Origin of the sequence: Rhizobium sp. RU20A (assembly GCF_900155885.1) — a bacterium.
GTDB lineage: Bacteria > Pseudomonadota > Alphaproteobacteria > Rhizobiales > Rhizobiaceae > RU20A.
This window is the reverse complement of sequence record NZ_FTMB01000001.1, coordinates 51297-74368: the sequence shown is the minus strand read 5'-3', so window position 1 is coordinate 74368 and position 23072 is coordinate 51297. Positions and strand designations below refer to the sequence as shown.

General features: G+C 65.2%; 21 protein-coding genes. 15 read left to right on the top strand and 6 right to left on the bottom strand.

The window, feature by feature from the left end; translation table 11 throughout:
* Positions 1 to 190 precede the first annotated feature (190 nt).
* Both fabG and fabD read right to left on the bottom strand, forming a co-directional pair.
* A complete protein-coding gene (gene fabG / locus F3H41_RS00360; RefSeq protein WP_149738145.1) occupies positions 191 to 928 on the bottom strand; it encodes a 3-oxoacyl-[acyl-carrier-protein] reductase in 738 nt (245 codons plus the stop codon).
* Positions 929 to 987: 59 nt separating this feature from the next.
* Positions 988 to 1926 (bottom strand): ACP S-malonyltransferase, encoded by a 939-nt coding sequence (gene fabD / locus F3H41_RS00355; protein WP_149736616.1) that lies wholly within the window; start codon positions 1924 to 1926, stop codon positions 988 to 990.
* A 290-nt stretch (positions 1927 to 2216) separates the two neighbouring features.
* Here fabD and F3H41_RS00350 point away from each other — a divergent pair, with 290 nt between their 5' ends.
* The 14 genes from F3H41_RS00350 to F3H41_RS00285 all read left to right on the top strand — a co-directional run bounded on the left by F3H41_RS00350 (position 2217) and on the right by F3H41_RS00285 (position 16787).
* Positions 2217 to 3260, top strand: coding sequence for an aldo/keto reductase (locus F3H41_RS00350; RefSeq protein ID WP_149736615.1), 1044 nt, complete (start codon positions 2217 to 2219; stop codon positions 3258 to 3260).
* Between the two features lie 441 nt (positions 3261 to 3701).
* A complete protein-coding gene (gene rpsF / locus F3H41_RS00345; protein WP_149736614.1) occupies positions 3702 to 4157 on the top strand; it encodes a 30S ribosomal protein S6 in 456 nt (151 codons plus the stop codon).
* Between the two features lie 24 nt (positions 4158 to 4181).
* Positions 4182 to 4430 carry a 30S ribosomal protein S18 gene (gene rpsR / locus F3H41_RS00340; protein WP_149736613.1) on the top strand — a complete coding sequence of 83 codons (249 nt, stop codon included), beginning with the start codon at positions 4182 to 4184 and terminating at the stop codon, positions 4428 to 4430.
* Between the two features lie 391 nt (positions 4431 to 4821).
* The gene (locus F3H41_RS00335) at positions 4822 to 5811 is read left to right on the top strand and encodes a DUF2232 domain-containing protein (RefSeq protein ID WP_149736612.1); all 990 of its coding nucleotides are present in this window, start codon (positions 4822 to 4824) and stop codon (positions 5809 to 5811) included.
* Between the two features lie 15 nt (positions 5812 to 5826).
* Complete coding sequence (gene rplI / locus F3H41_RS00330; RefSeq protein WP_149736611.1) at positions 5827 to 6402, top strand: 50S ribosomal protein L9; 576 nt, start codon at positions 5827 to 5829, stop codon at positions 6400 to 6402.
* 276 nt (positions 6403 to 6678) lie between these two features.
* Positions 6679 to 8181, top strand: coding sequence for a replicative DNA helicase (locus F3H41_RS00325; protein ID WP_149736610.1), 1503 nt, complete (start codon positions 6679 to 6681; stop codon positions 8179 to 8181).
* Between the two features lie 205 nt (positions 8182 to 8386).
* Positions 8387 to 9547, top strand: coding sequence for an alanine racemase (gene alr, locus F3H41_RS00320; protein WP_149736609.1), 1161 nt, complete (start codon positions 8387 to 8389; stop codon positions 9545 to 9547).
* 103 nt (positions 9548 to 9650) lie between these two features.
* The gene (locus tag F3H41_RS00315; protein ID WP_149736608.1) at positions 9651 to 9908 is read left to right on the top strand and encodes a type II toxin-antitoxin system ParD family antitoxin; all 258 of its coding nucleotides are present in this window, start codon (positions 9651 to 9653) and stop codon (positions 9906 to 9908) included.
* The gene (locus tag F3H41_RS00310; RefSeq protein WP_149736607.1) at positions 9904 to 10209 is read left to right on the top strand and encodes a type II toxin-antitoxin system RelE/ParE family toxin; all 306 of its coding nucleotides are present in this window, start codon (positions 9904 to 9906) and stop codon (positions 10207 to 10209) included. The genes F3H41_RS00315 and F3H41_RS00310 overlap by 5 nt, the downstream gene beginning before the upstream one ends.
* Before the next feature lie 12 nt (positions 10210 to 10221).
* A complete protein-coding gene (radA, locus tag F3H41_RS00305) occupies positions 10222 to 11622 on the top strand; it encodes a DNA repair protein RadA (RefSeq protein ID WP_149736606.1) in 1401 nt (466 codons plus the stop codon).
* 275 nt (positions 11623 to 11897) lie between these two features.
* On the top strand, positions 11898 to 12479 hold the full coding sequence (locus F3H41_RS00300) for a CvpA family protein (RefSeq protein ID WP_149736605.1): 582 nt from the start codon (positions 11898 to 11900) through the stop codon (positions 12477 to 12479).
* A gap of 230 nt (positions 12480 to 12709) precedes the next feature.
* Positions 12710 to 14200, top strand: coding sequence for an amidophosphoribosyltransferase (purF, locus tag F3H41_RS00295; RefSeq protein ID WP_149736604.1), 1491 nt, complete (start codon positions 12710 to 12712; stop codon positions 14198 to 14200).
* A 68-nt stretch (positions 14201 to 14268) separates the two neighbouring features.
* Positions 14269 to 15012: an SDR family NAD(P)-dependent oxidoreductase gene (locus F3H41_RS00290; protein WP_149736603.1), complete on the top strand. Its 744-nt coding sequence runs from the start codon at positions 14269 to 14271 to the stop codon at positions 15010 to 15012.
* A gap of 5 nt (positions 15013 to 15017) precedes the next feature.
* A complete protein-coding gene (locus F3H41_RS00285; protein ID WP_149736602.1) occupies positions 15018 to 16787 on the top strand; it encodes an aconitase X in 1770 nt (589 codons plus the stop codon).
* Positions 16788 to 16840: 53 nt separating this feature from the next.
* On the opposite strand, the gene pssA is transcribed toward F3H41_RS00285, so the two are convergent.
* The 3 genes from pssA to F3H41_RS00270 all read right to left on the bottom strand — a co-directional run bounded on the left by pssA (position 16841) and on the right by F3H41_RS00270 (position 20536).
* Positions 16841 to 17731 carry a CDP-diacylglycerol--serine O-phosphatidyltransferase gene (pssA, locus tag F3H41_RS00280; RefSeq protein WP_149736601.1) on the bottom strand — a complete coding sequence of 297 codons (891 nt, stop codon included), beginning with the start codon at positions 17729 to 17731 and terminating at the stop codon, positions 16841 to 16843.
* Positions 17732 to 17802: 71 nt separating this feature from the next.
* Positions 17803 to 18549, bottom strand: coding sequence for a phosphatidylserine decarboxylase (locus F3H41_RS00275; protein WP_280177038.1), 747 nt, complete (start codon positions 18547 to 18549; stop codon positions 17803 to 17805).
* 100 nt (positions 18550 to 18649) lie between these two features.
* Positions 18650 to 20536, bottom strand: a complete 1887-nt coding sequence (locus F3H41_RS00270; RefSeq protein WP_149736599.1) for an ABC transporter ATP-binding protein/permease — start codon at positions 20534 to 20536, stop codon at positions 18650 to 18652.
* Positions 20537 to 20789: 253 nt separating this feature from the next.
* On the opposite strand from F3H41_RS00270, the gene F3H41_RS21150 reads away from it, so the two are divergent.
* On the top strand, positions 20790 to 20966 hold the full coding sequence (locus F3H41_RS21150) for a hypothetical protein (RefSeq protein ID WP_188129302.1): 177 nt from the start codon (positions 20790 to 20792) through the stop codon (positions 20964 to 20966).
* An 81-nt stretch (positions 20967 to 21047) separates the two neighbouring features.
* On the opposite strand, the gene F3H41_RS00265 is transcribed toward F3H41_RS21150, so the two are convergent.
* Positions 21048 to 23036, bottom strand: a complete 1989-nt coding sequence (locus F3H41_RS00265) for a LysM peptidoglycan-binding domain-containing protein (protein WP_149736598.1) — start codon at positions 23034 to 23036, stop codon at positions 21048 to 21050.
* Positions 23037 to 23072: the final 36 nt, after the last annotated feature.

The window sequence follows — 23072 nt, the reverse complement described above, 5'->3', positions numbered from 1 at the left end:
CGATCGACTGCGCACAGTCATGGCCCGATTAACACGGTTTAGTTTCGCCGCAAAGGGCGAAAATGCCCCGCAAAGCCTTGCTCAACATGGAAAGACAAGGCTTTGCAATTTGTTCCAGTCCAGCCTGATACAGCGTTTGCGCCATCTTCATGATGACAGGACGGGTGATTCCCGGCGAACCGGGAAGCCCTCAGATCATCGCCATGCCGCCATTGACGTGGATCGTCTGGCCGGTGACGTAGGAGGCCTCGTTGGACGCGAGATAGGCGACCGCGCCTGCCACTTCCTGGCCCGTTCCCATGCGCCGTGCCGGGATCGCGCCCATGATCGCTTCCTTCTGCTTGTCATTGAGCTTGCCGGTCATGGCGCTCTCGATGAAGCCGGGGGCGACGCAGTTGACGGTGACGTTGCGGGTCGCGATTTCCTGGGCGAGCGACTTGGAAAAGCCGATCATGCCGGCCTTGGAGGCGCAATAGTTCGCCTGGCCCGGATTGCCCGTAACGCCGACGACGGAGGTGATGTTGATGATGCGGCCGAAGCGGCGGCGCATCATCGGATGGGTCAGCTCGCGCGTCAGGCGGAAGACGGCGGTCAGGTTGACTTCCAGCACGGCATCCCAGTCCGCATCGCTCATGCGCACGAACAGACCGTCCTTGGTGATGCCGGCATTGTTGACGAGAATATCGACGCCGCCGAGCTCGGCCTCGGCCTTTTCGCCGAGCGCCTTGACTTCGGCGCGATCGGACAGATTGGCGGGAAGGAGGTGGACGCGCTCGCCGAGGTCGGAAGCCAGCGCTTCCAGCTTTTCGACGCGCGTGCCGTGCAGGCCGACAATGGCGCCCTGCGCATGCAGGATGCGGGCGATTTCCTCGCCGATGCCGCCGGATGCGCCGGTGACGAGGGCCTTGCGGCCCGAGAGATCAAACAGCATGGGGGTCATCCCTTCCAGTGTTGTGGACGTGTTTTGAGCAAATGCCGCGACCGCCTTTACTGCGCAGCCAGCAGCGCCTCGATATCGGCGGGCGTGTTGACGGCGACGCCGGTGACGGATTTGTCGATGCGGCGGGCAAGCCCGGTCAGCACCTTGCCGGCGCCGATTTCATAAAGCGTCGTGACGCCGTTTGCGCCGAACCATTCGACCGTCTCGCGCCAGCGCACCTGGCCGGTGACCTGCTCGACCAGGAGATCGACGATCTCGTCGGCGGAGGTGACGGGCGCGGCCTTGACGTTGGCGATGACGGGCACCACTGGGTCCTTGCGAGTGACGGTCGAGAGCGCCTCGCGCATGGCATCTGCGGCGGGACCCATCAGCGACGAATGGAAAGGTGCGGAGACGGGCAGCAGCAGCGCGCGCTTGGCGCCCTTTTCGCTGGCGAGGCTCGCTGCCTTTTCCACGGCCGGCTTTTCGCCGGAGATGACGATCTGGCCCCCGCCATTGTCATTGGCGATCTGCACGGCGCCCTCGCCTGCCGCCGCTTCGCAGACCGCGACGACATCGGCATGTTCCAGCCCGATGATCGCCGCCATGGCGCCCTTGCCGACGGGAACGGCCGCCTGCATGGCATTGCCGCGAATGCGCAGGAGCCGCGCGGTATCGGCAAGCGAGAAGGTGCCGGCGGCGCAGAGCGCGGAATATTCGCCGAGCGAATGTCCGGCGACATAGGCGACCTTCGTCTTGAGATCGAAGCCGCGCGCTTCCAGGACCCGGATGGCGGCGATGGACACGGCCATCAGCGCCGGCTGGGCATTGGCCGTCAGCGTCAGCTTGTCGTCCGGGCCATTCCACATGACGTCGGAGAGCTTCTCGCCGAGGGCCTCATCGACTTCTTCGAACACGGTCCGCGCCTCGGGAAAGGCCTCCGCCAGATCCCGGCCCATGCCGACGGCTTGGCTGCCCTGGCCGGGAAAGGTGAATGCTACGGTCATCGGCGCTCGTCCCTTGTTTCCAGCGGCCGCCGGTCGTTTCCTTCGGCCTGTTCTTGGTTTTGGTCCTCAATTCACATTTGGGCGCGGCGAGTCAAGGCTTCGCCCGGTAAGGCTGCCTGCGGGACCACCCGCTTTTCTCTTGCATGAGCCTGCCGCGCGCTTACATTTGCGTAGCCCGTCGCCGGCCCGGCATTCGCCCGGGCTGCTGCCTCTATCCCTCCAGCAGCCAGCAGGTTCTCCCAGCCTGTCACTCTGTGCCGTCTATATTCTTTCGTCAGGAACCCGCTCCCATGAAATACAATCCGCTTGGCCGCTCCGGCATTTCCGTTTCCGAAATCTGCCTCGGCACCATGACCTGGGGCTCGCAGAACAGCGAAGCCGAGGCGCATGAACAGATGAACACCGCCGTCTCGAAGGGCGTCAATTTCTTCGACACGGCCGAACTCTACCCCGTGACGCCGGCGTCTGCGGAGACCTATGGTGACACGGAGCGGCTGATCGGCTCCTGGTTCAAGGCGCGCGGCAAGCGCGACGACATCGTGCTGGCGACGAAAGTTGCCGGGCCCGGCCGTCCCTATATTCGCGGCGGCAGCCCGATGACGCCGGCGAGCATGGCCGAGGCGCTCGACAACAGCCTCCAGCGGCTCGGCACCGACTATGTCGATCTTTACCAGCTGCACTGGCCCAATCGTGGCCATTATCACTTCCGCCAGGCCTGGACTTACGATCCCTCCCGCCAGAATACCGCCGAGGTCCTGGACGATCTGGCTTCGCTCCTCGAAGCGCTCGACGGCTTCGTGAAGGCAGGCAAGGTGCGGGCGGTCGGCGTTTCCAACGACACGGCCTGGGGCGTGGGCAAGATGCTGGAGATCGCGGAGAGCCACGGTTATCCCCGCGTCGCCTCGATCCAGAACGAATACAACCTGCTCTACCGGACCTTCGATCTCGATCTCGCCGAACTTTCGCACCACGAGGATGTCGGCCTTCTCACCTATTCCCCGCTGGCGCAGGGTCTTCTCAGCGGCAAATATCTCGGCGGCATCGTGCCGGCCGGCTCGCGCGCCGCGATCAACGGCGACCTCGGCGGACGCCTCACGCCACATCAGGAACCCGCCGTCGCGGCCTACAGGGAGATCGCGGACCGGCTGGGGTTGGAACTGACGCAGCTGGCGCTCGCTTTTTGCCTGACGCGGCCCTTCATGACTTCGGTCATCATCGGCGCCACCAGCATGGCGCAACTCGAGACCTGCATCGGCGCGGCGGACGTTTCGCTCTCGAAGGAGGTCCTGGCCGAGATCGCGGCGGTGCACCGCCGCTTCCCGATGCCGATCTGAGGTGCCCTCCTCCCCGTCATGGTCGGGCTTGACCCGACCATCCATGCGGAACCCTCGCGTGCTCGCGGGGTGGATCCTCGGCTCAAGGCCGAGGATGACGGAGGGTGGGTGACGCTCCTGTCAAAAACCATGGCGACACAATCCGCTCCAGCTTGTCAAAGGCGCCAGTGGGAAAAATCCCCGCCCGCCCTTGCTTTTCAGGCAAAGCCGCGTATAAGCGCCCCTGTTCAATGATCCGGTCTTTCGGCTGGTGGCTGAACGGAGGGCCGGTTTCCGCGAGGGAGCCTGTCAGGGTCAACAGAGACCCAGCCTCCCGTGTCTCCGCTCTCGACCGTCTCGGAACAACACTTTCTTGCCGGCCCGCAAGGGCCATTAAGAACAGTCGTTGAGGCTTGGCGCCGGACCCGGATCGACAGATGAAGCAAGAAAGGCAAGCCTCCAATGGCTCTTTATGAACACGTGTTCCTTGCCCGACAGGATGTGTCCGCACAGCAGGTCGATGGTCTCCTTGAGCAGTACAAGGGCGTCATCGAAGCAAATGGCGGCAAGGTCGGGCGTACCGAAAACTGGGGCCTGAAGTCCCTAACCTACCGCATCAAGAAGAACCGCAAGGCGCATTACGTCCTCATGGACATCGATGCCCCGGCCGCTGCCGTCCACGAGATGGAGCGCCAGATGCGCATCTCCGAAGACGTCCTGCGCTACATGACGATCGCCGTCGAGAAGCACGAGGAAGGCGCCTCGGCCATGATGCAGAAGCGCGACCGCGACGACCGTCCGGGCCGTGGCGAACGCGGTGAGCGTGGCGATCGCGGTGACCGCGGTCCGCGCGAAGGTGGTTTCAACCGTGGCGACCGCGACGACCGTCCGCGCCGCCCGCGCGAAGACCGCGCGTAATTTCCGGGACAAGGAGACAAGACAATGGCTGAAGCTTCTTCCGCACCGGCACGCCGCCCCTTCCACCGTCGCCGCAAGACCTGCCCCTTCTCGGGCGCAAACGCTCCGCGGATCGACTACAAGGACGTACGCCTCCTGCAGCGCTACATTTCCGAGCGCGGCAAGATCGTTCCCTCCCGCATCACCGCCGTTTCCCAGAAGAAGCAGCGCGAACTGGCCCAGGCCATCAAGCGCGCCCGCTTCCTCGGCCTGCTGCCCTACGTTCTCTCGTAAGGCGGCTTGAGGGGCAGCCCGCCTCGTCGTCATTGGCCGCGCCCAGGGCGTGGATCCTCGGGTCGAGCCCGAGGATGACGGGAGGACAGGGATGCTCTGGTGCCATGAAATGAGGCGTCGGGGCTCTGCCCCTTCCTCCGTCATGGTCGGGCTTGACCCGACCATCCATCCGCCGGGCGCTTTGGCTGCGGCATGGATCCTCGGGTCAAGCCCGAGGATGACGCGATCGGGGAATGCTCCGATGCATGAATGCGGACGAGGCGCTGCGGCGGCTCGTCCTTCCCCTTCCGCGGTGGGCGCGGATCGGAAACAGAGCAAACCCCATGTTGGGACGACGCGGCACAGCCGGCGCCCCTAACTGCGCGATGCGCAGGACAGCGAAAGACGTCAAATGCGTTTCGACAACCGCACGATCCTGACCGGCTTTCTTGCCGGCCTGACCGCCGCCCTGCTTTCGCTCGGCGCGAACGGATCGTCGTCGCTCGCCATCTTTCTCTACGCGGCCTCCGCGCTTCCCATCCTGATTGCCGGCCTCGGCTGGGGCGTTGCCGCCTCGATCACCGCGGTCGTCACGGGCGGCATCATTGCCGGCCTCGTCGCCTCGCCCTATTTCGCGCTCGTCGTTCTCGTCGTGACCCTCATTCCAGCGGGCTGGATCGCGCATCTGGCCAATCTCGCCCGCCCCGCCTCCGAGATCGGCGGCCCGGCAGAGGCGCTTGCCTGGTATCCGCTCGCCGATGTCCTGACCAATCTTGCCGGCCTCGTCACCGCCGGCATGCTCGTCATCGGCTTCATCATCGGCTATGACAGCAGCCTTTCCAGCCAGATCGTCGAAATGATGATGGCGACGCTGCAGCAACAGGATGCGACGTTCAACCCGGACGCCGCGACGGTCGCCGCCATCAAGTCGGTTTTCGCCATGGCGCTGCCGCTGGTGCAGGGCGCGGCCTGGGTGATCCTGCTGTTTGCCGCCTATTATCTGGCGACGCGCATCGTACAGGCTTCGGGCCGCTCGCTGCGCCCGCGCGAGGACATGCCGTCCACGCTGCGCATGCATCGCAATGCGATCTTCGTGTTTCTCGTCGGCCTGATGGCCGCCTTCTTCGGCGGCACGATCGGCATTCTCGGCGCGCTGGTCTGCGGCACGTTCGGCGCCGGCTTCGTGCTCGCCGGATTTGCGGTGCTGCACCACCGCACGCGCGGCAAGTCCTGGCGCCTGCCGGTGCTGTGGCTCGTCTATCTCTCGGTGGTGTTCTTCTCGTTCCTGCCGCTCCTCGTCATCCTCATCGCCGGTCTTTCCGACACGCGTCGCACCATCGCGCTGTCGCCCGCCGGTGGCGCATCCCATCCACCCTCTTCTCCTGATAACCAAGAAACGTAAGAAAGGATCAGATCCATGCACGTCATCCTGCTGGAACGTATCGCAAAGCTCGGCCAGATGGGCGAAACCGTGAAGGTTCGCGACGGCTACGCCCGCAACTACCTGCTGCCGCTCGGCAAGGCGCTGCGTTCCAACGAAGCCAACAAGAAGCGCTTCGAAAACGAGCGCGCCACGCTCGAAGCCCGCAACCTCGAGCGCAAGAGCGAAGCCCAGGCCATCGCCGAGCAGCTCGAAGGCAAGTCCTTCGTCATGGTTCGCGCCGCCGGCGAAACCGGCCAGCTCTACGGCTCGGTCGCTGCCCGCGATATCGTTGACGCGCTCGCCGCCGAAGGCTTCAACATCGGCCGCAACCAGGTCGAGCTCAACACCCCGATCAAGGCCATCGGCATCCACCAGGTCGTTCTGCACCTGCACGCCGAAGTCGAACTGTCGGTCGAGATCAACGTTGCCCGTTCGGCCGAAGAAGCCGAGCGCCAGGCCCAGGGCGAAAACCTCACCTCCGCCGACGCCATCTACGGCGTGGACGAAGACGCCCTGAAGCCGGAAGACTTCTTCAACCCCGAAGCCGAATTCGAAGGCGACGAGGAATAATCCTCGACACCTTCTCGGTGGCATTTCTCGAAGACCCGGTGCAGCGATGCGCCGGGTCTTTTCGTTGGGGTGATCAAGGCCTTCGAATCGCCGACGCGAGTCAATAGAATGGTTCCGGTATCACGATGATTCGTGCGCGTGCGCCTGTGGACAAGCTGTATAGCGGCCGAGCCGGCAAAAGCATTTGACGCGCCCGGTGCGCGGGTTCAAACGAATACCCTTCTATCAGGCGGCCGGCGGTTTTCGGCCTGCCGTATGGACGTTGCGAGAGAGACGATGAACGAAGCTGCCCGACGCATCACCCCTGCCCCCAAGGACCAGACGGACATGCTCTACCGGGAAGCGCCGAGCAATATCGAGGCCGAGCAGGCACTCTTGGGCGCCATCCTCGTCAACAACGACGCGTTCTACCGCGTGTCGGATTTCCTGAAGCCGGTACATCTGCATGAGCCGCTGCACCGGCGCATCTACGAGGTGGCGGGCGACATCATCCGCATGGGCAAGACGGCCAATCCCGTCACCATCAAAACCTTCCTGAAGGCCGACGAGAAAGTGGGCGACCTCACCGTCGCGCAGTATCTGGCGCGTCTTGCGGCCGAGGCCGTGTCGATCATCAATGCGGAGGACTATGGCCGCGCCATCTATGATCTGGCACTGCGCCGCTCGCTGATCACCATCGGCGAGGACATGGTCAACATCGCCTTCGACGCGCCGCTCGACATGCCGCCGCAAAGCCAGATCGAGGATGCCGAACGACGCCTGTTCGAACTGGCCGAAACCGGCCGCTATGACGGTGGCTTCCAGTCCTTCTCGGACGCGGTGGCGCAGGCCGTCGACATGGCGGGCGCGGCCTTCGAGCGCGACGGCAATCTCTCCGGCATCTCCACCGGCATCGGCTCGCTCGATTCGAAGATGGGCGGTCTGCAGCGGTCGGACTTGATCGTGCTCGCCGGACGCCCCGGCATGGGCAAGACCTCGCTTGCCACCAATATCGCGTGGAACATCGCAGCCTCCTATGAAAGCGAAGTGCAGGCGGACGGCTCGTTCAAGGCCAAGAACGGCGGCGTCGTCGGCTTCTACTCGCTGGAAATGTCGTCCGAGCAGCTCGCCACCCGTATCATGTCGGAGCAGACGGAGGTCTCGTCCTCGAAGATCCGCCGCGGCGACATCAGCGAACATGAATTCGAAAAGCTGGTCGGCTTTTCCCAGACCATGCAGAAGGTGCCGCTCTATATCGACCAGACTGGCGGTATCTCGATTGCGCAGCTTTCGGCCCGCGCCCGCCGTCTGAAGCGGCAGCGCGGCCTCGATTGCCTGGTGGTGGACTATATCCAGCTCATGACGGGTTCCGGCAAATCCGGCGAGAACCGCGTGCAGGAAATCACCCAGATCACGACGGGCCTCAAGGCGCTCGGCAAGGAGCTCAACGTTCCCATCATCGCGCTGTCGCAGCTCTCCCGTGCGGTGGAAAACCGCGAGGACAAGCGCCCGCAACTCTCCGACCTTCGCGAATCGGGCTCGATCGAGCAGGACGCCGACGTGGTGCTCTTCGTTTTCCGCGAGGAATATTACGTGAAAAACCTCGAGCCGCGCGACGAATTCGATCCGAAGTACGAAGAGTGGAAGATGCAGTTCGAGAAGGTGAAGGGCACGGCGGACGTGATCATCGCCAAGCAGCGTCACGGACCGACCGGCACGGTCAAGCTCGCCTTCCAGTCGGAATTCACACGCTTTGCGGATCTCGCCGACCCGAGCTTCACGCAGTACGAGGAGCACTGAGCGGCGGCTCAGGACGTCCAACGAACGCCCGGCGGCGCGGGAACCGGATGCGGTGTCCGTGCCCCGCATCGTGTCAGGCGACCCTGCACGACCATCGCACGGTCCCGCGAGACATTGTGCATGGCACAAGATATCGGCCGCCGCCCGCTTTGCGTCATGAACAAAAGTGATAGGGTCCGCGCGAGATCAGCAGAAGGACCCGCCCATGCCGCGCGCCGCCACGCCCTCCCCCGAAGATGCGCTCTTCGACAGCGCCTCCAACCGGCTGACGATCGATCTTTCGGCGCTCGTTTCCAACTGGCAGACCATGAGCCGCCTTTCCGGCAAGGCGTCGGCCGCCGCGGTGCTCAAGGCCGACGCCTATGGCACCGGGATCGAGGATGCGGCGATCGCGCTCTATGAGGCCGGCGCGCGGGATTTCTTTGTTGCCAATGCCGAGGAAGGCGCCGGGCTGCGTCCCTTCGTGCCGGATGGGCGCATCTATATCCTCGCCGGCATGTGGCCCGGCAACGAGGCGCTGTTCTTCGACAATGACCTCGTACCGATCGTAAATTCGCAGGAGCAACTGGCCGTCTATATGTCGGCGATTGCCGAGCATGGCGACCACCCTTGCGTGCTCCACGTCGACACGGGCATGAACCGGCTGGGGCTCTCGGTGGAGGAGGCGCTGGCGCTGGCCAATGATCCGGCGCGGCCGGCGAGCTTCTCGCCCGTGCTGGTGATGAGCCATCTGGCAGCGGCGGATTCGCCCGCCCACTCCCTCAATGCGCGCCAGCTTGCGGCCTTCCGGGAGGTTTCTGCCGCTTATGAAGGTATTCCGGCGAGCCTTGCCAACTCGGCCGGCATTCATCTCGGACCCGATTATCACTTCGACCTCACCCGTCCGGGTATCGCGACCTATGGCGGCGAATGCGTCAACGACGTGCCGAACCCGATGCGACCCGTCGTGACCGCCGAAGCGCGCATCGTGCAGGTGCGCCAGGCCAAGGCCGGCGAGACGGCGAGCTATGGCGCAACGGCCGTGCTGACGCGCGATACGGTGATCGCCACCGTTGCGGTCGGCTATGCCGACGGCTATCTGCGCGCCCAATCGGGCACCGGCGTACCGCTGCGCCAGACCGGCCTTGGCGGCGGCGCGGGATTCCTGCACGGGCAGCGCGTGCCGATCCTCGGGCGCGTGACGATGGACCTCACCCTGTTTGATGTGACCGACCTGCCGGCGGGCAGTGTAAGGGCCGGTGATTATGTCGAGCTCTTCGGGCACAATATTCGCGTGGATGACGCCGCCCGCGCCGCAGGCACGATCGGCTACGAAATGCTGACGAGCCTCGGGCTTCGCTACGAGCGGCGCTACATCGAGGCCTGACGCTTCCTTGGCCCCTGCGCCCGTGGCCCGTGGCCCGTGGCGCGAAAATGCCTCTGGCCTTGTGGTTTTTCCCGCGCTATAAGAGAACAAAAGGAGATCAGACATGGATGAAATCCATCTGAGCGACGAGGATCGCGCTTTTGTGGAGGCCGAGGTCAGAGCCGGGCGCTATAGCTCGGTGGAGGACGTGGTGCGGGCGGGGTTGAGCTTGCTCGAGGAGCAGCAGGTGCGCCGACGCAAGCTCAAGACGCTCGCCGTGGCGGCCGAGGCCGATATCGCTGCCGGACGCTTTCATGAGTATGAAAACCTCGACGATCTGATCGCCGATCTCGAGGAGTTGACGGTGGAGGCGACGCATTAGGCGGCGGCGGGTTCTCTGGTCGCCGGATGCACGGCAGGACCTCGCCCGGATCTACGCCTATATCCGACGAGACAATCCATTGGCAGCGCGCCGCTTTGCCAGCCAATTGCAGGGCAAGTTCGAGCGATTGGCTGAGATCGGCGTCTCGGGAACGCGCCGCCTTGATCTCGGCGATGATATCAGCGCCATCGTCTTCAGGGACCGCATCATCCTTCTGAAGCCTTTCGACGAGCGTATGCACATCCTGCGGGTGCTGCACGGGCGCCAGAACATCCACGACCTGTTTTCCTCCGACGACTGAGACCCCTTCCCGATGGCCAAGATCCGTACGCAATTCATCTGCCAGAACTGTGGAACCGTGCATGCCCGATGGGTGGGCAAATGCGAGGGCTGCGGGGCCTGGAATACGATCATCGAGGAGGATCCAACAGCGGGCATTGGCGGCGGCCCCGGCAAGACACCGAAGAAGGGCCGGCCCGTAGCCCTGACGACGCTGTCGGGCGAGACGGAGGATGCGCCGCGCATCGAGACGGGCATTTCCGAACTCGACCGCGTCACCGGCGGGGGATTCGTGCGCGGCTCGGCGGTGCTGATCGGCGGCGATCCCGGGATCGGCAAGTCCACCGTGCTGATGCAGGCGGCGGCGGCACTGGCGCGGCGCGGCAACCGGATCATCTATGTCTCCGGCGAAGAGGCAGTCGCACAGGTCAGGCTGCGCGCCCAGCGGCTCGGCGCCGCCGATACCGACGTGCTCCTGGCGGCCGAAACCAATGTCGAAGACATTCTGGCGACGCTTTCGGACGGCAAGCGGCCGGATCTCGTGATCATCGATTCCATCCAGACGCTGTGGAGCGACATTGTCGATTCCGCGCCCGGCACGGTCACGCAGGTGCGCACCGGCGTGCAGGCGATGATCCGCTTCGCCAAGCAGACCGGCTCGGCCGTCGTGCTGGTCGGCCATGTGACGAAGGAGGGCCAGATCGCCGGGCCGCGCGTCGTGGAGCACATGGTCGATGCCGTGCTCTACTTCGAGGGCGACCGCGGCCATCATTATCGCATCCTGCGCACGGTGAAGAACCGCTTCGGACCGACCGACGAGATCGGCGTCTTCGAAATGTCGGACAAGGGCCTGCGCGAGGTCACCAACCCCTCCGAGCTCTTCCTCGGCGAGCGCAATGCGTCTGCGCCTGGCGCGGCCGTCTTTGCCGGGATCGAGGGAACGCGGCCCGTTCTGGTCGAGGTGCAGGCGCTGGTGGCGCCGACCTCGCTCGGCACGCCGCGGCGCGCCGTGGTCGGCTGGGATTCGGCGCGGCTGTCGATGATCCTTGCGGTGCTGGAGGCCCATTGCGGCGTCAGGCTCGGCCAGCACGACGTCTACCTCAACGTCGCCGGCGGCTATCGCATCACAGAGCCGGCCGCCGATCTTGCCGTGGCCGCGGCACTCGTCTCCTCGCTCGCCGGCATCGCGCTTCCGCATGATGCGGTCTATTTCGGCGAGGTCAGCCTGTCGGGCGCCATCCGGCCGGTGTCGCACACCGGACTTCGGCTGAAGGAGGCTGAAAAGCTCGGTTTCGGCGCGGCGGTCCTCCCGGAAAAATCGGCTGACATGCCCAAGGCCGGCGGGCTTTCGGTCGGCGAAATGGAAGGGCTGCCGGACCTCGTTGCGCGCATTGCCGGCTCCCGCCGTGCGCTGCAACCGGTCGACGACGAGTGAGCGGATGGCGCCGACGCACGGCGCAGTCTCTGATGCCATGAGGCGCCGCGCCCACGGGCGTCGCGCCTCACCTGAAGGGGCGGGCAACGGTTTTGTGCAGGGTGATCTCGCCCCCGCAGCCGTCTTTGCACTTGCAAAAACGGTGAAAAGCGTGTTCACGAAGCGACGATTGAAAGACGCCTCTGCCGGATTGATATATAGGCTGGTCCGGCAGGCCTCGCGATCCCAAGCGGGGCTCTGGTTCGCAGAAGGTGCTCCCGGAAAGTAGGATCGACATGCCCACCATCACCATCCTCGACGGTATCGTGCTCGGCGTTTCGCTGTTTTCGGCGATCCTGGCCATGGTGCGCGGTTTCTCGCGCGAGGTGCTGTCCGTTGCCAGCTGGGTCGGCGCTGCCGCTGCCGCCTATTTCCTCTACCCCTACCTGCTGCCCTTCGCCAAGCAGTACACGACAAGCGACAATGTGGCGCTCGCCGGTTCGGCAGCGGCGATCTTTCTGGTCGCGCTGATCGTGATCTCGATCATCACCATGCGCATCGCCGATTTCATCATTGACAGCCGCATCGGTGCGCTCGACCGCACACTCGGCTTCCTCTTCGGTGCCGCGCGTGGCATTCTGCTTGTGGTCGTTGCCATGCTGTTTTTCAACTGGCTCGTGGCGCCCGCCCAGCAGCCGGAATGGGTCACGAACGCCAAGTCCAAGCCGCTGCTCGACAACCTCGGCGGAAAGCTGATCGCGCTGCTGCCGGAAAATGCCGATGCGACCATTCTCGATCGGCTGCGCGGCAAGGCGCCGGCCACGGATGCCGATACGGAGGCAGCACCCGCCGAACAGGCACCGGCGACTGCGAACTGACGGTCGACCGTCATGACAAGGCCCGCCTCAAGCGGGCCTTGACGATTTTGAAGCGGCAAAACCGCTCCGGCCTGCCGGGCGATATGGCCGTTTTGAAGAGGCTCGCTGGCGACGTCCGCGGGCATGTTCGAAAGATGATGGCGCCGTGACCCTGTCGGACGACAGAGCCGCCACCGGATGTTGAAACAGGCGTTTGGCGCGACGCATTCGCGCCCACAAAGGCAAGAGCGATGAGCGAGCTTGGCACCTCCGATTTCCGCGAGATTTTTGACGGCGACACGCTGCATGAGGAATGCGGCGTCTTCGGTATTCTCGGACATCCGGACGGGGCAACGCTGACGGCGCTTGGCCTGCACGCCCTGCAGCACCGCGGCCAGGAAGCGGCCGGCATCGTCACCTTCGACGGGCGCCAGTTCCACACCGAAAAGCGCATGGGTCTCGTCGGCGATCACTACACGGACCCGGCAACGCTCGCCAAGCTGCCCGGCTACATCGCCATCGGCCACACCCGCTATTCCACGACGGGGGAAGTGGCGCTGCGCAACGTGCAGCCGCTGTTTGCCGAACTGGAAGAAGGCGGCATCGCCATTGCCCATAACGGCAATTTCACCAACGGCCTGACGCTGCGCCGCCAGATCATCGCCACCGGCGCCATCTGTCAGTCTACCTCGGACACCGAGGTCGTGCTGCATCTCATTGCCCGCTCGCGCCATTCTTCCACCGCCGATCGCTTCATCGACGCTATCCGGCAGATGGAAGGCGGCTACTCCATGCTGGCGATGACGCGCACCAAGCTGATTGCGGCACGCGACCCGATCGGCATCCGCCCGCTCGTCATGGGCGAACTCGACGGCAAGCCGATCTTCGCCTCCGAGACCTGCGCCCTTGACATCATCGGCGCCAAATTCGTGCGCGATGTGGAAAACGGCGAAGTAATCATCTGCGAGATCCAGCCGGATGGCTCGATCAGCATTGATGCGCGCCGGCCGGCCAAGCCGAAGCCGGAGCGTCTGTGCCTTTTCGAATACGTCTATTTCGCGCGTCCCGATTCGGTTGTCGGCGGGCGCAACGTCTATACGACGCGCAAGAACATGGGCATCAACCTTGCCGCGGAATCGCCCGTCGAGGGTGATGTGGTGGTGCCCGTGCCGGACGGCGGCACGCCGGCGGCCGTTGGCTATGCGCAGAAGAGCGGCATCCCCTTCGAATACGGGATCATTCGCAACCATTATGTCGGGCGAACCTTCATCGAGCCGACACAGCAGATCCGCGCCTTCGGCGTCAAGCTGAAGCACTCGGCCAACCGCGCGATCATCGAGGGCAAGCGCGTCATTCTCGTTGACGATTCCATCGTGCGCGGCACGACCTCGCTGAAGATCGTGCAGATGATGCGCGATGCCGGCGCGAAGGAGGTGCATCTGCGCGTTGCGAGCCCGATGATCTTCCATCCCGACTTCTACGGCATCGACACACCGCATGCGGACAAGCTGATCGCCAACCAATACGCAGATGTCGAGGCGATGGCGAAGTTCATCGGCGTCGATACGCTGGCGTTCCTGTCCATCGATGGGCTCTACCGCGCCGTCGGCGGCAAACCGCGCGATGCGGCGAACCCTGAGTTCACCGATCACTATTTCACCGGCGACTACCCGACCCGTCTTCTCGACAAGGAAGGCGAATCGATGGGCCGCAAGGTTTCCATGATGGTGAGCGGCGGCTGAGCGAGCCGCTTTCCGGATGCCGCGGGCGGGAGGCGCGCGGCGCCTTTTTTCTGAGATGAGCCCTATCCATGACTGTTGATCTTTCCGGGCGTATCGCCCTTGTCACCGGCGCGTCGCGCGGCATCGGCTATTTCACCGCGCTGGCGCTCGCCAAGGCGGGTGCGCAGGTGATCGCCTGCGCGCGCACCGTTGGCGGGCTGGAAGAGCTCGATGACGCGATCAAGGCGGCCGGCGGCCTGCCGGCAACGCTGGTGCCCTTCGACCTTGCCGACATGACGGCGATCGATCGCTTGGGCGGCGCGATCAACGAACGCTGGGGCAAACTCGACATTCTCGTTGCCAATGCCGGCGTGCTCGGCACGATCTCGCCGATCGGCCATGTCGAGGCAAAGGTGTTCGACAAGGTGATGTCGGTGAACGTGACCGCCACCTGGCGGCTGATCCGCTCCATCGACCCGCTGATCACCAAGTCCGACCAGGGCCGCGCGCTGATCCTTTCCTCCAGTGCCGCCCACAAGTGCAAGCCCTTCTGGGGGCCCTACTCCGCGTCCAAGGCTGCCGTCGAAGCGCTGGCCCGCACCTGGGCCGGCGAGAGCCAGCGCCTGCCGCTGCGTGTCATCAGCGTCGATCCCGGCGCGACCCGGACCGCCATGCGCGCCCAGGCGGTGCCCGGCGAAGACCCGGCGACGCTGCCGCACCCGTCCGAAGTGGCGGATGCGATGCTGCCGCTTTGCGGGCCGGACCTCACGGAAACCGGCAAGATCTTCCTCGCGCGCGAGCGCAGGATCGTGGATTACCGTCTGCCGGAGTAAGGCCGATGCACAGCCCGTCCCCCGCCGGCCCATCGACAGTCTGTCTTTCCGGCCGGGTTCTGGTTCCGGGGACAGCATCGGGACGCGTCGTTTCGAGCTCTACCGAGCTGAGCTTCTGGGGCGGTGTGGATCCCGCCTCTGGGAAGATTATCGATCAGCACCATCCCCTGCACGGCCAGTCGCTTTGCGACGCCATTCTCGTGATCCCCGGTGGTCGCGGCTCCTGTACCGGCAGCGCCGTCATGCTGGAGGCGTTGATGGCGGGGCACGGTCCTGCGGGGCTCGTGCTGGCGCGGCCCGACGAGATCCTGACTCTCGGCGTCATCGTGGCGCGGGAACTGTTCGGCATTTCCATTCCCGTCGTTGTGCTGGACGAGCCAGGGTTTGAAGCGGCGAAGGCCGCCAGGCAGATTCGCGTCTCAAATGGCAGGGTGTGGGCAGACGAGGTCACTGTCGCGGAGGCAGACGAGCAGAATGGCGGCGACGCCGGGACCTTTGAGGACATCCTGCGCGGCATCGCGCTGACCGCAACCGACGAGGCCCTGCTCTGCGGCGCGCGCGGCGACGCGGCAGCCGTTGCCATGCGCATCGTTCTGCAGATGGCCGCGCTCACCGGCGCGAGGCGGCTGATCGACGTCACCCGGGCGCATATCGACGGCTGCATCTATACCGGGCCGGGCATGCTGGCCTTTGCCGAACGCATGCTACACCTCGGCGGGCAGGTCGCCGTGCCGACGACGCTTAATGCCATCTCCGTCGATGCGCGGCGCTGGCGGGCCCAGGGCATCGATGCGGCGTTTGGCGAGCCCGCAGCAAGGCTCGGCGAGACCTATGCGGCGATGGGTGCGCGTGCGACCTATACCTGCGCGCCCTATCTTGCCGACGCCATTCCCGCCCCCGGCGAGCAGATTGCCTGGGCGGAAAGCAACGCTGTCGTCTACGCCAACAGCGTGCTTGGCGCACGCACGATGAAGTATCCCGATTTTCTCGATGCCTGCATCGCGCTGACCGGACGGGCGCCGGACGCCGGCTGTCACCGGGACGCGGATCGACAGGCGGCGATGGAAATCGCCTTTCCGGCGCTTGCGGCCGTCGATGACGCTTTCTTCCCGCTTGCCGGCTACGTGGCCGGACTGCTCGCCGGAAACCGCATCCCTGTGGTCACCGGTCTGGCTGCCCATCGCCCGGACCGGGATGCGCTGAAGGCCTTCGGCGCGGCCTTTGCCACCACGTCCAGCGCGCCCATGTTCCACATTGCCGGCGTGACGCCGGAAGCCGCAAGCGTGGACGCCGCGACGGGCCGCCGCGCCGTCACCGCGGTTGCGATCACGCTGGAAGATCTCCGCCAAGGGTGGGACGAACTCAATCGTGCGACGGGCGAGACGATCGACCTCGTATCGATCGGCAATCCGCACGCCTCGCTGGAAGAGATCGCCGCGCTCGCCAGACTGGTTGCCGGCAAACGCAAGCATGCCGACCTCGCCTTCATCATCACCTGCGGTCGCAGCATCGAGGCTGAGGCGGAAGCCGCCGGCCATCTGGCAGTGCTTCGCACGTTCGGCGCCGAGATCGTCACCGACACCTGCTGGTGCATGGTGACGGAACCGCTCATTCCGCCGTCTGCGCGGATCATCCTCACGAATTCCGGGAAATATGCCCATTACGGACCAGGATTGACCGGAAGAACGTTCCGTTTTGCGGGGCTTGCGGCCTGTGTGGAGGCGGCATGCAGCGGGCGAGCATCACGGGAGATGCCGGATTGGCTATCGACTTGAGCGCCATTCCCGCGCTCAGCTATCGCAGAAACCTCCCTGCGAAAAAGTAACTCTCACCCCTCGTCGCGCTTGTCGCCCGGCAGGAACTCGCCTTCTGGCGACAGGCTGTTGTCGGGATGGAGGTGGTGCCCCGGCCAGTTGCCGTATTTCTTCTGCCAGGAGCGCGCGCCGAAGGGCAGCGTGCAGAGATAGCCGACGGCGGTCAGCACCATGGTTTCCCAGGTGAAGCTCATCAGCGTTGCCACGTAAAGGACGACGGCGAGCATGATGGGGAGGACGAGGTCGCGGCGTACGCGACTGCCCTCGGACTTGCCGGACCAGACCGGCAGGCGGCTGACCAGCAGGAAGGCGACGAAGACGGTGTAGAGCGAGGCGAGAATGCCGAAGGTGCGGTCCGGGGCGACACCGAGCAGGCCGACATAGACCGGCAGCAGCACCAGCATGGCGCCGGCCGGTGCGGGAACGCCGACGAAATATTCGCTCTGCCAGGCGGCCTTCACGTCGCGCTCGGCCATGACGTTAAAGCGCGCGAGGCGCAGGCCCGCGGCGATGGCAAAGACGAGGGCCGCGATCCAGCCGAAGGACCGGGCCTGATCGAGGATGAAGACATAAAGGACCAGCGCGGGCGCGACGCCGAAATTGACGATGTCGGCGAGCGAATCCATCTGGGCGCCGAATTTCGAGGTCGCTTTCATCAGGCGCGCGACGCGGCCGTCGATGCCGTCGAGGAAGGCAGCAAGCAGAACCATGGCAACGGCCAGTTCGATGCGGTTCTCGAAAGCGAGACGAACGCCGGTCAGGCCCGCGCAGATGGCGAGCACGGTGATGAGGTTCGGCACGATCAGCCGGATGGGAATTTCGCGCAGGCGGGGGCCGCGCGCCTCGTCCCCCCGCGTGTCCTCAAGGGGGCCGTTCGGTTCGAAGGGGGGAAAGGGCGTTTCCATTTCGGGTCTCCGGTTCCGGCCCCGGCGCGGTCACCGGCGGCATGTGCTGCGTCAGTTTCGTTGGCGGATGCTCAGCCGCGGCGGCTGAGGATCGCACCCTTGGCGGAGCCGAATTCAGCCAGCACCGTTTCGCCAGCAATCGCCGTCTGGCCGAGGCTGACGCGGGCCTCGGCGCCCTTGGGGAGGAAGACATCGAGGCGCGAGCCGAAACGGATCAGGCCGAACCGCTCGCCGGCCTCCAGCCGCTCGCCGACATTGGCCCAGCAGATGATACGGCGGGCGACGAGGCCGGCAATCTGCACGACGCCGATTGCGCCGTGGCTGGTCTCGATCACGAGACCATTGCGCTCGTTGTCGTGGCTGGCCTTATCAAGCTCGGCATTGACGAACTGGCCTTCGCGATAGGCGATCTGGCGGATGGTGCCGCGCATGGGCGCGCGGTTCACATGGCAATTGAAGACATTCATGAAGACGGTGATGCGCAGCATGGGCTCCGCGCCAAGGCCGAGCTCGACCGGCGGCAGGACATGCGCGATGGACGAGACACGGCCATCGGCCGGGCTGATGACGAGATCATCGTCGAGCGGCGTCATGCGGATAGGGTCGCGGAAGAAATAGGCGCACCAGGCGGTCAAAAGGAAGCCGATCCACATCAGGGGCGTCCAGAGGAGACCCAGAAGCAGGGAGACGACGAAGAAGATGGCTATGAAGGGGTAACCGGCCTTGTGCACAGGCACCAACGTGTTGCGCACCGTTTTCACCAAGCTCATACCGTCTTCCTCATTCTGTCTGCGGCGACGACGGGTTCCATCGTCCAGCCTAAAGCCCCGATCGGGCAGGATTGTTCCGGGCGAAGCTGTAGCCCGAATGGTTTGGGCGGGCAATATTCCCCGCTCCGCCGAAGAAAGACGCCTCCCCCTAGAGCGCCGGGGTGCCGCGCAGGACGATGCCGAGATCGTCTTCTTCCCGCACCTGTTTCAGCTTTTCCTCGGCCTGCACGGCTTCGCGCTGACGGTTCCACATGGAGGCATAGAGGCCGCCGCGGTCGATCAATTCCCCGTGCGTGCCGCGTTCGGCGATCTGGCCATCCTTGAGGACGATGATCTCGTCGGCATGGATGACGGTGGAGAGGCGATGGGCGATGACGAGCGTGGTGCGGTTCTGCGAGACGACGTCCAGCGCCGCCTGGATTTCCTGCTCGGTGCGCGTGTCGAGCGCCGAGGTCGCCTCGTCGAGGACGAGGATCGGCGGGCTCTTGAGGATGGTGCGGGCAATCGCCACGCGCTGCTTCTCGCCACCGGAGAGTTTCAGGCCGCGTTCGCCGACCATGCTCTTGAAGCCCTCCGGCAGGGCGCGGATGAACCCGGCGATCTGGGCAACCTCGGCGGCGGCCTCGACGTCCGCTTCGCTGGCGCTCGGGCGACCGTAGCGGATGTTGTAGGCGATGGTGTCGTTGAAGAGCACGGTGTCCTGCGGGACCATGCCGATGACGGCGCGAAGGCTCTGCTGGGTCACATCCCGCACATCCTGCCCATCGATGGTGATCGTGCCCGCCTGTACGTCGTAGAAGCGGTAGAGCAGCCGCGAGAGGGTCGATTTGCCGGCGCCGGAGGGGCCGACGACGGCGACCGTCTTGCCGGCCGGCACCTCGAAGCTGATACCCTTCAGGATCGGGCGGGCGGGATCATAGGCGAAATGCACGTCCTTGAAGGCGATGGCGCCCTGCTGGATCGCCAGCGGTTTTGCATCGGGGCTGTCGACGACCTCGGCCTCGACTTCCAGAAGCTCGAACATGGTCTCGATATCGGTGAGACCCTGGCGGATTTCGCGGTAGACGAAGCCGATGAAATTCAGGGGAATGGCGAGTTGGATCAGCATGGAATTGATGAAGACGAAGTCGCCCAGCGTCTGTTCGCCGCGCTGCACGGCGAGCGCAGACATGATCATCATCACGGCTGTTCCGACACCAAAGATCAATGCCTGGCCGAAGTTCAGCCAGCCGAGGGAAGTCCAGACCTCGGTCGCGGCTTTCTCGTAGCGCGCCATGGACTGGTCGAAGCGGCGGGCTTCCATCTCCTCATTGCCGAAATACTTCACCGTCTCGAAGTTCAGGAGCGAGTCGATCGCCTTGGTGTTGGCGTCGGTGTCGCTGTCGTTCATGGAGCGTCGGATGGCGATGCGCCAGTCGCTGGCCCTCACCGTGAACCAGATGTAGACGGCGACCGTGACGGCGGTGACCGCGAGGTAGCTGAAGCCATAGCCGCGCCAGAAGATGATGGCGGTCAGCAGAAACTCGATCAGCGTCGGGACGGAATTGAGGATGGTGAAGCGGACGATGGTCTCGATGCCCTTCGTGCCGCGCTCGATGATGCGCGAGAGGCCCCCGGTGCGCCGCTCCAGATGGAAGCGCAGCGACAGGCGGTGCATGTGCACGAAGGTGCGGTAGGCAAGCTGGCGCACCGCATATTGCCCGACGCTGGCAAAGAGCGCGTCGCGCAACTGGTTGAGCCCGGCCTGCACGAGGCGCGCGACGTTGTAGCCGAGCACGAGCGCAATGGCGCCGGTGGCGGCGAGCGGCAGAAGGCCGAGCGCGTCCGGCTTTCCGTTCAGGGCATCCGTCGCCCATTTGAAGAAATAGGGGACAAGGATCAGCACAACCTTGGCGACGACGAGGATGATGGTTGCCCACACCACCCGCATCTTCAGATCGGTCCGCTCGGAGGGCCACATATAGGGCCAGAGATTGCGCAGCGTGCCGAACGGATTGGCCGCATCGGCGGAAATGGTCTTCTTCGGGGGTGTCACGGGGCAAACCTGCGGGCATGGAGCGGACTGTGGACTGCGGCAGGCGTGGCCAAGGAGGCAGGCGCAGGCGCGCCCCACAGATAGGCCGTCCGACGCAGGCACGCAAGGGTAAGGGGCGGCGCGCAAACGCGGCAGACGAAGCGGGCGACGGCGCGCGTGTTCCGCAGGAAACAGCGCGGCAGCGGGCGCCATGCGATTGTCAGGTCACTGGATGAGACGGGCTCATCCGAAACCGACACAAAGGACCTCACCCATGCGCAAGATCGTTCTTTCCACCGTCATCGCCGCTTTCGCCGCCCTCTCCTTCGCCGCCCCCTCCCAGGCCGGCTATTACAGCTACGACTACAAGCCGGTCTGCCACATCAAGAAGATCAAGACCTGGGACCACTACGGCAACCTCGTCATCAAGAAGGTCAAGGTCTGCAAGTAAGCAGGCGGCCGGCAGACATGCAAACGGCGCGGAAGGTATTCCTTCCGCGCCGTTGCTTCATGACGATCTTGCCGCGTGAGGTCAGTCGGTCACACGTTTGCGATGGATTTCCTCGGCTTCGGCATCGGGAAGGGATTTGTCCGGCACGCCGAAGATCTGGCCGGGCAGGATGCGGTCCGGATCCTGGATCTGTTCCTTGTTGGCCAGGTAGATCGTCGTGTAGCGCACGCCGGCGCCATAGACGCGGCGGGAGATCTGCCAGAGCGTGTCGCCACGACGGATGATGACCGAGGAATTCGACTGTTGCAGCGGCGCCTGCTGGATCGTCGCGGGCTCGCCCGACGCCGTGGCGGGGGCGCTCTCAGCGCTGCCGTCCGGAACAGACGTCGCCGGTGCGGTGGAGGCAGCAGCATCGGCAGCGGCCGTGCCGGCCGGTGCATTGGCCCCCTCGCTCGCCACAGACGGCTGCGGGCGCGCATCGCTGACGGCCTGTGGCTCACCCGTCGGCTGGCCGCTGTTGGGCGCGAGCACGGCGGCAATCGCCTGTTCGATGGACGGCAGCCCCGCGGCAACGGCGGCGGCATCGCTCGGAAGGGCGCGCAGCTTGGCGAGCGCATCGCCGGCTGCCTTGGCGCTACGGGCGATGAGGGCCTGACCTTCGGCGCTGGTGGTATCGGCCGCCTTGAAATCGGCGAGCGAGCCAAGCGCGATCTCGGTGGCCGAACGCGCGGCGGCCAGCGCCTCCATGTCCGGCAGGCGGCCATTGGCGAAGAGGCCCTTCAGCAGGCCGAAGGCCTTGGTGACTTCGGCGCGCAGACCATCGAAGCTGCCGCCGGCGAGCGGCGCCATGGCAGCGCCCGGCGTCTGGCTGGCGCTGGCGACGGCGGCCACCTGATCACCCTCCGGACGATCAAAGGGAACGGCGGCGCGCAGTTCCACCTTCGCCCCATCCGGCGTCAGCATATCGGCGCGGATCGTGTGGCTGCCGACGGACAGAGGCATGAGGCCATCGACGACGAAGTTGCCTGCCGCGTCCGCCTTGGCGGAGCCAAGCAACTGGTCGTCGGCATAGACGCGCACGGTCGCATCCGGCCGGGCCTTGCCGGCAACAAACAGACGATCGCCCTCGATCTCGACGGCGGCCACCTGCAGGACAGCCGGGCCGTTGCCGGTGGTGGCCGCGGCGGGCGGGGTCTGGCCGGCCGGTTCGGTTGCCTCAGCGGGCGTCGCGGCGTCCGCAGCACCCGTCGCAACCGTCGTGCCGGCAGCCGGAGCAACATCGCTGGCAGCGGCGGCCGGCGGCGTTACGGGTACGGCCTTGGCAGCTTCGGCCTCCGGCGTGGTGATCAGGCGGCTGGCCTCGCCGGGCTTGGAAACCATGGCGAGAAGCTGGCTCTTGTCGGTGGCGGGCACGGAGACGGTGGCGATTTCCTCGGAGCGCTGTTCCTTGCCGGCCTTGTCTGTCGCGGAAATGACCAGCTGATAGTCGCCGGGCGCCAGGGGCTCGGTCAGGATGGCGGCGAAATCGCCGGACGGGCCGGCCTCCGCTGTCGCGAGCACCTTGTCGCCGCTCAGAATGCGGATGGTGGTGTTGGGCGCAGCACGCCCGGCAATGACAGCAGAACCATCCGGCTCGACGCGCAGCACGTCGAAGGAGGGCATGCCAGTGCTGGCCGCCGTCTGGTCGGAGGGCTGCGCGGGGGACGCGGCTGAAGGTTGAGCGTCCGTCGCCTGCGTTTCCGGAGCGGCAGCGGATGCGGCGGCATCAGGGTTCGTCGCGCCCTCCCCGGCGCTGCCTGCCGGTACGGTATCAGCGGCTTCGCCGGCCGCTTTGGGACGCCCCGTTTTATCCGCGGCTTTTTCCGTGGTCTGTGCGGTGTCAGCGGCCGGACTTGTTGTCGAGGGCGTGGTTTCCACCGGCTGCGTCTGGGTCGCCGCTGCGCCGTCTGCGGTGGGCGCTGACGCCAGCGTGTCGTCCTTCTGCCAGCTCGGCACAATGAAAAACACCATCAGCAGGATTGCGACGGCAAGGACGCCGATGGCCAGGAAGGCCGCCATATTCTTCTGCATGCCCAAACTCCAGCCGGCCTTGTGCCGGACCCCGCA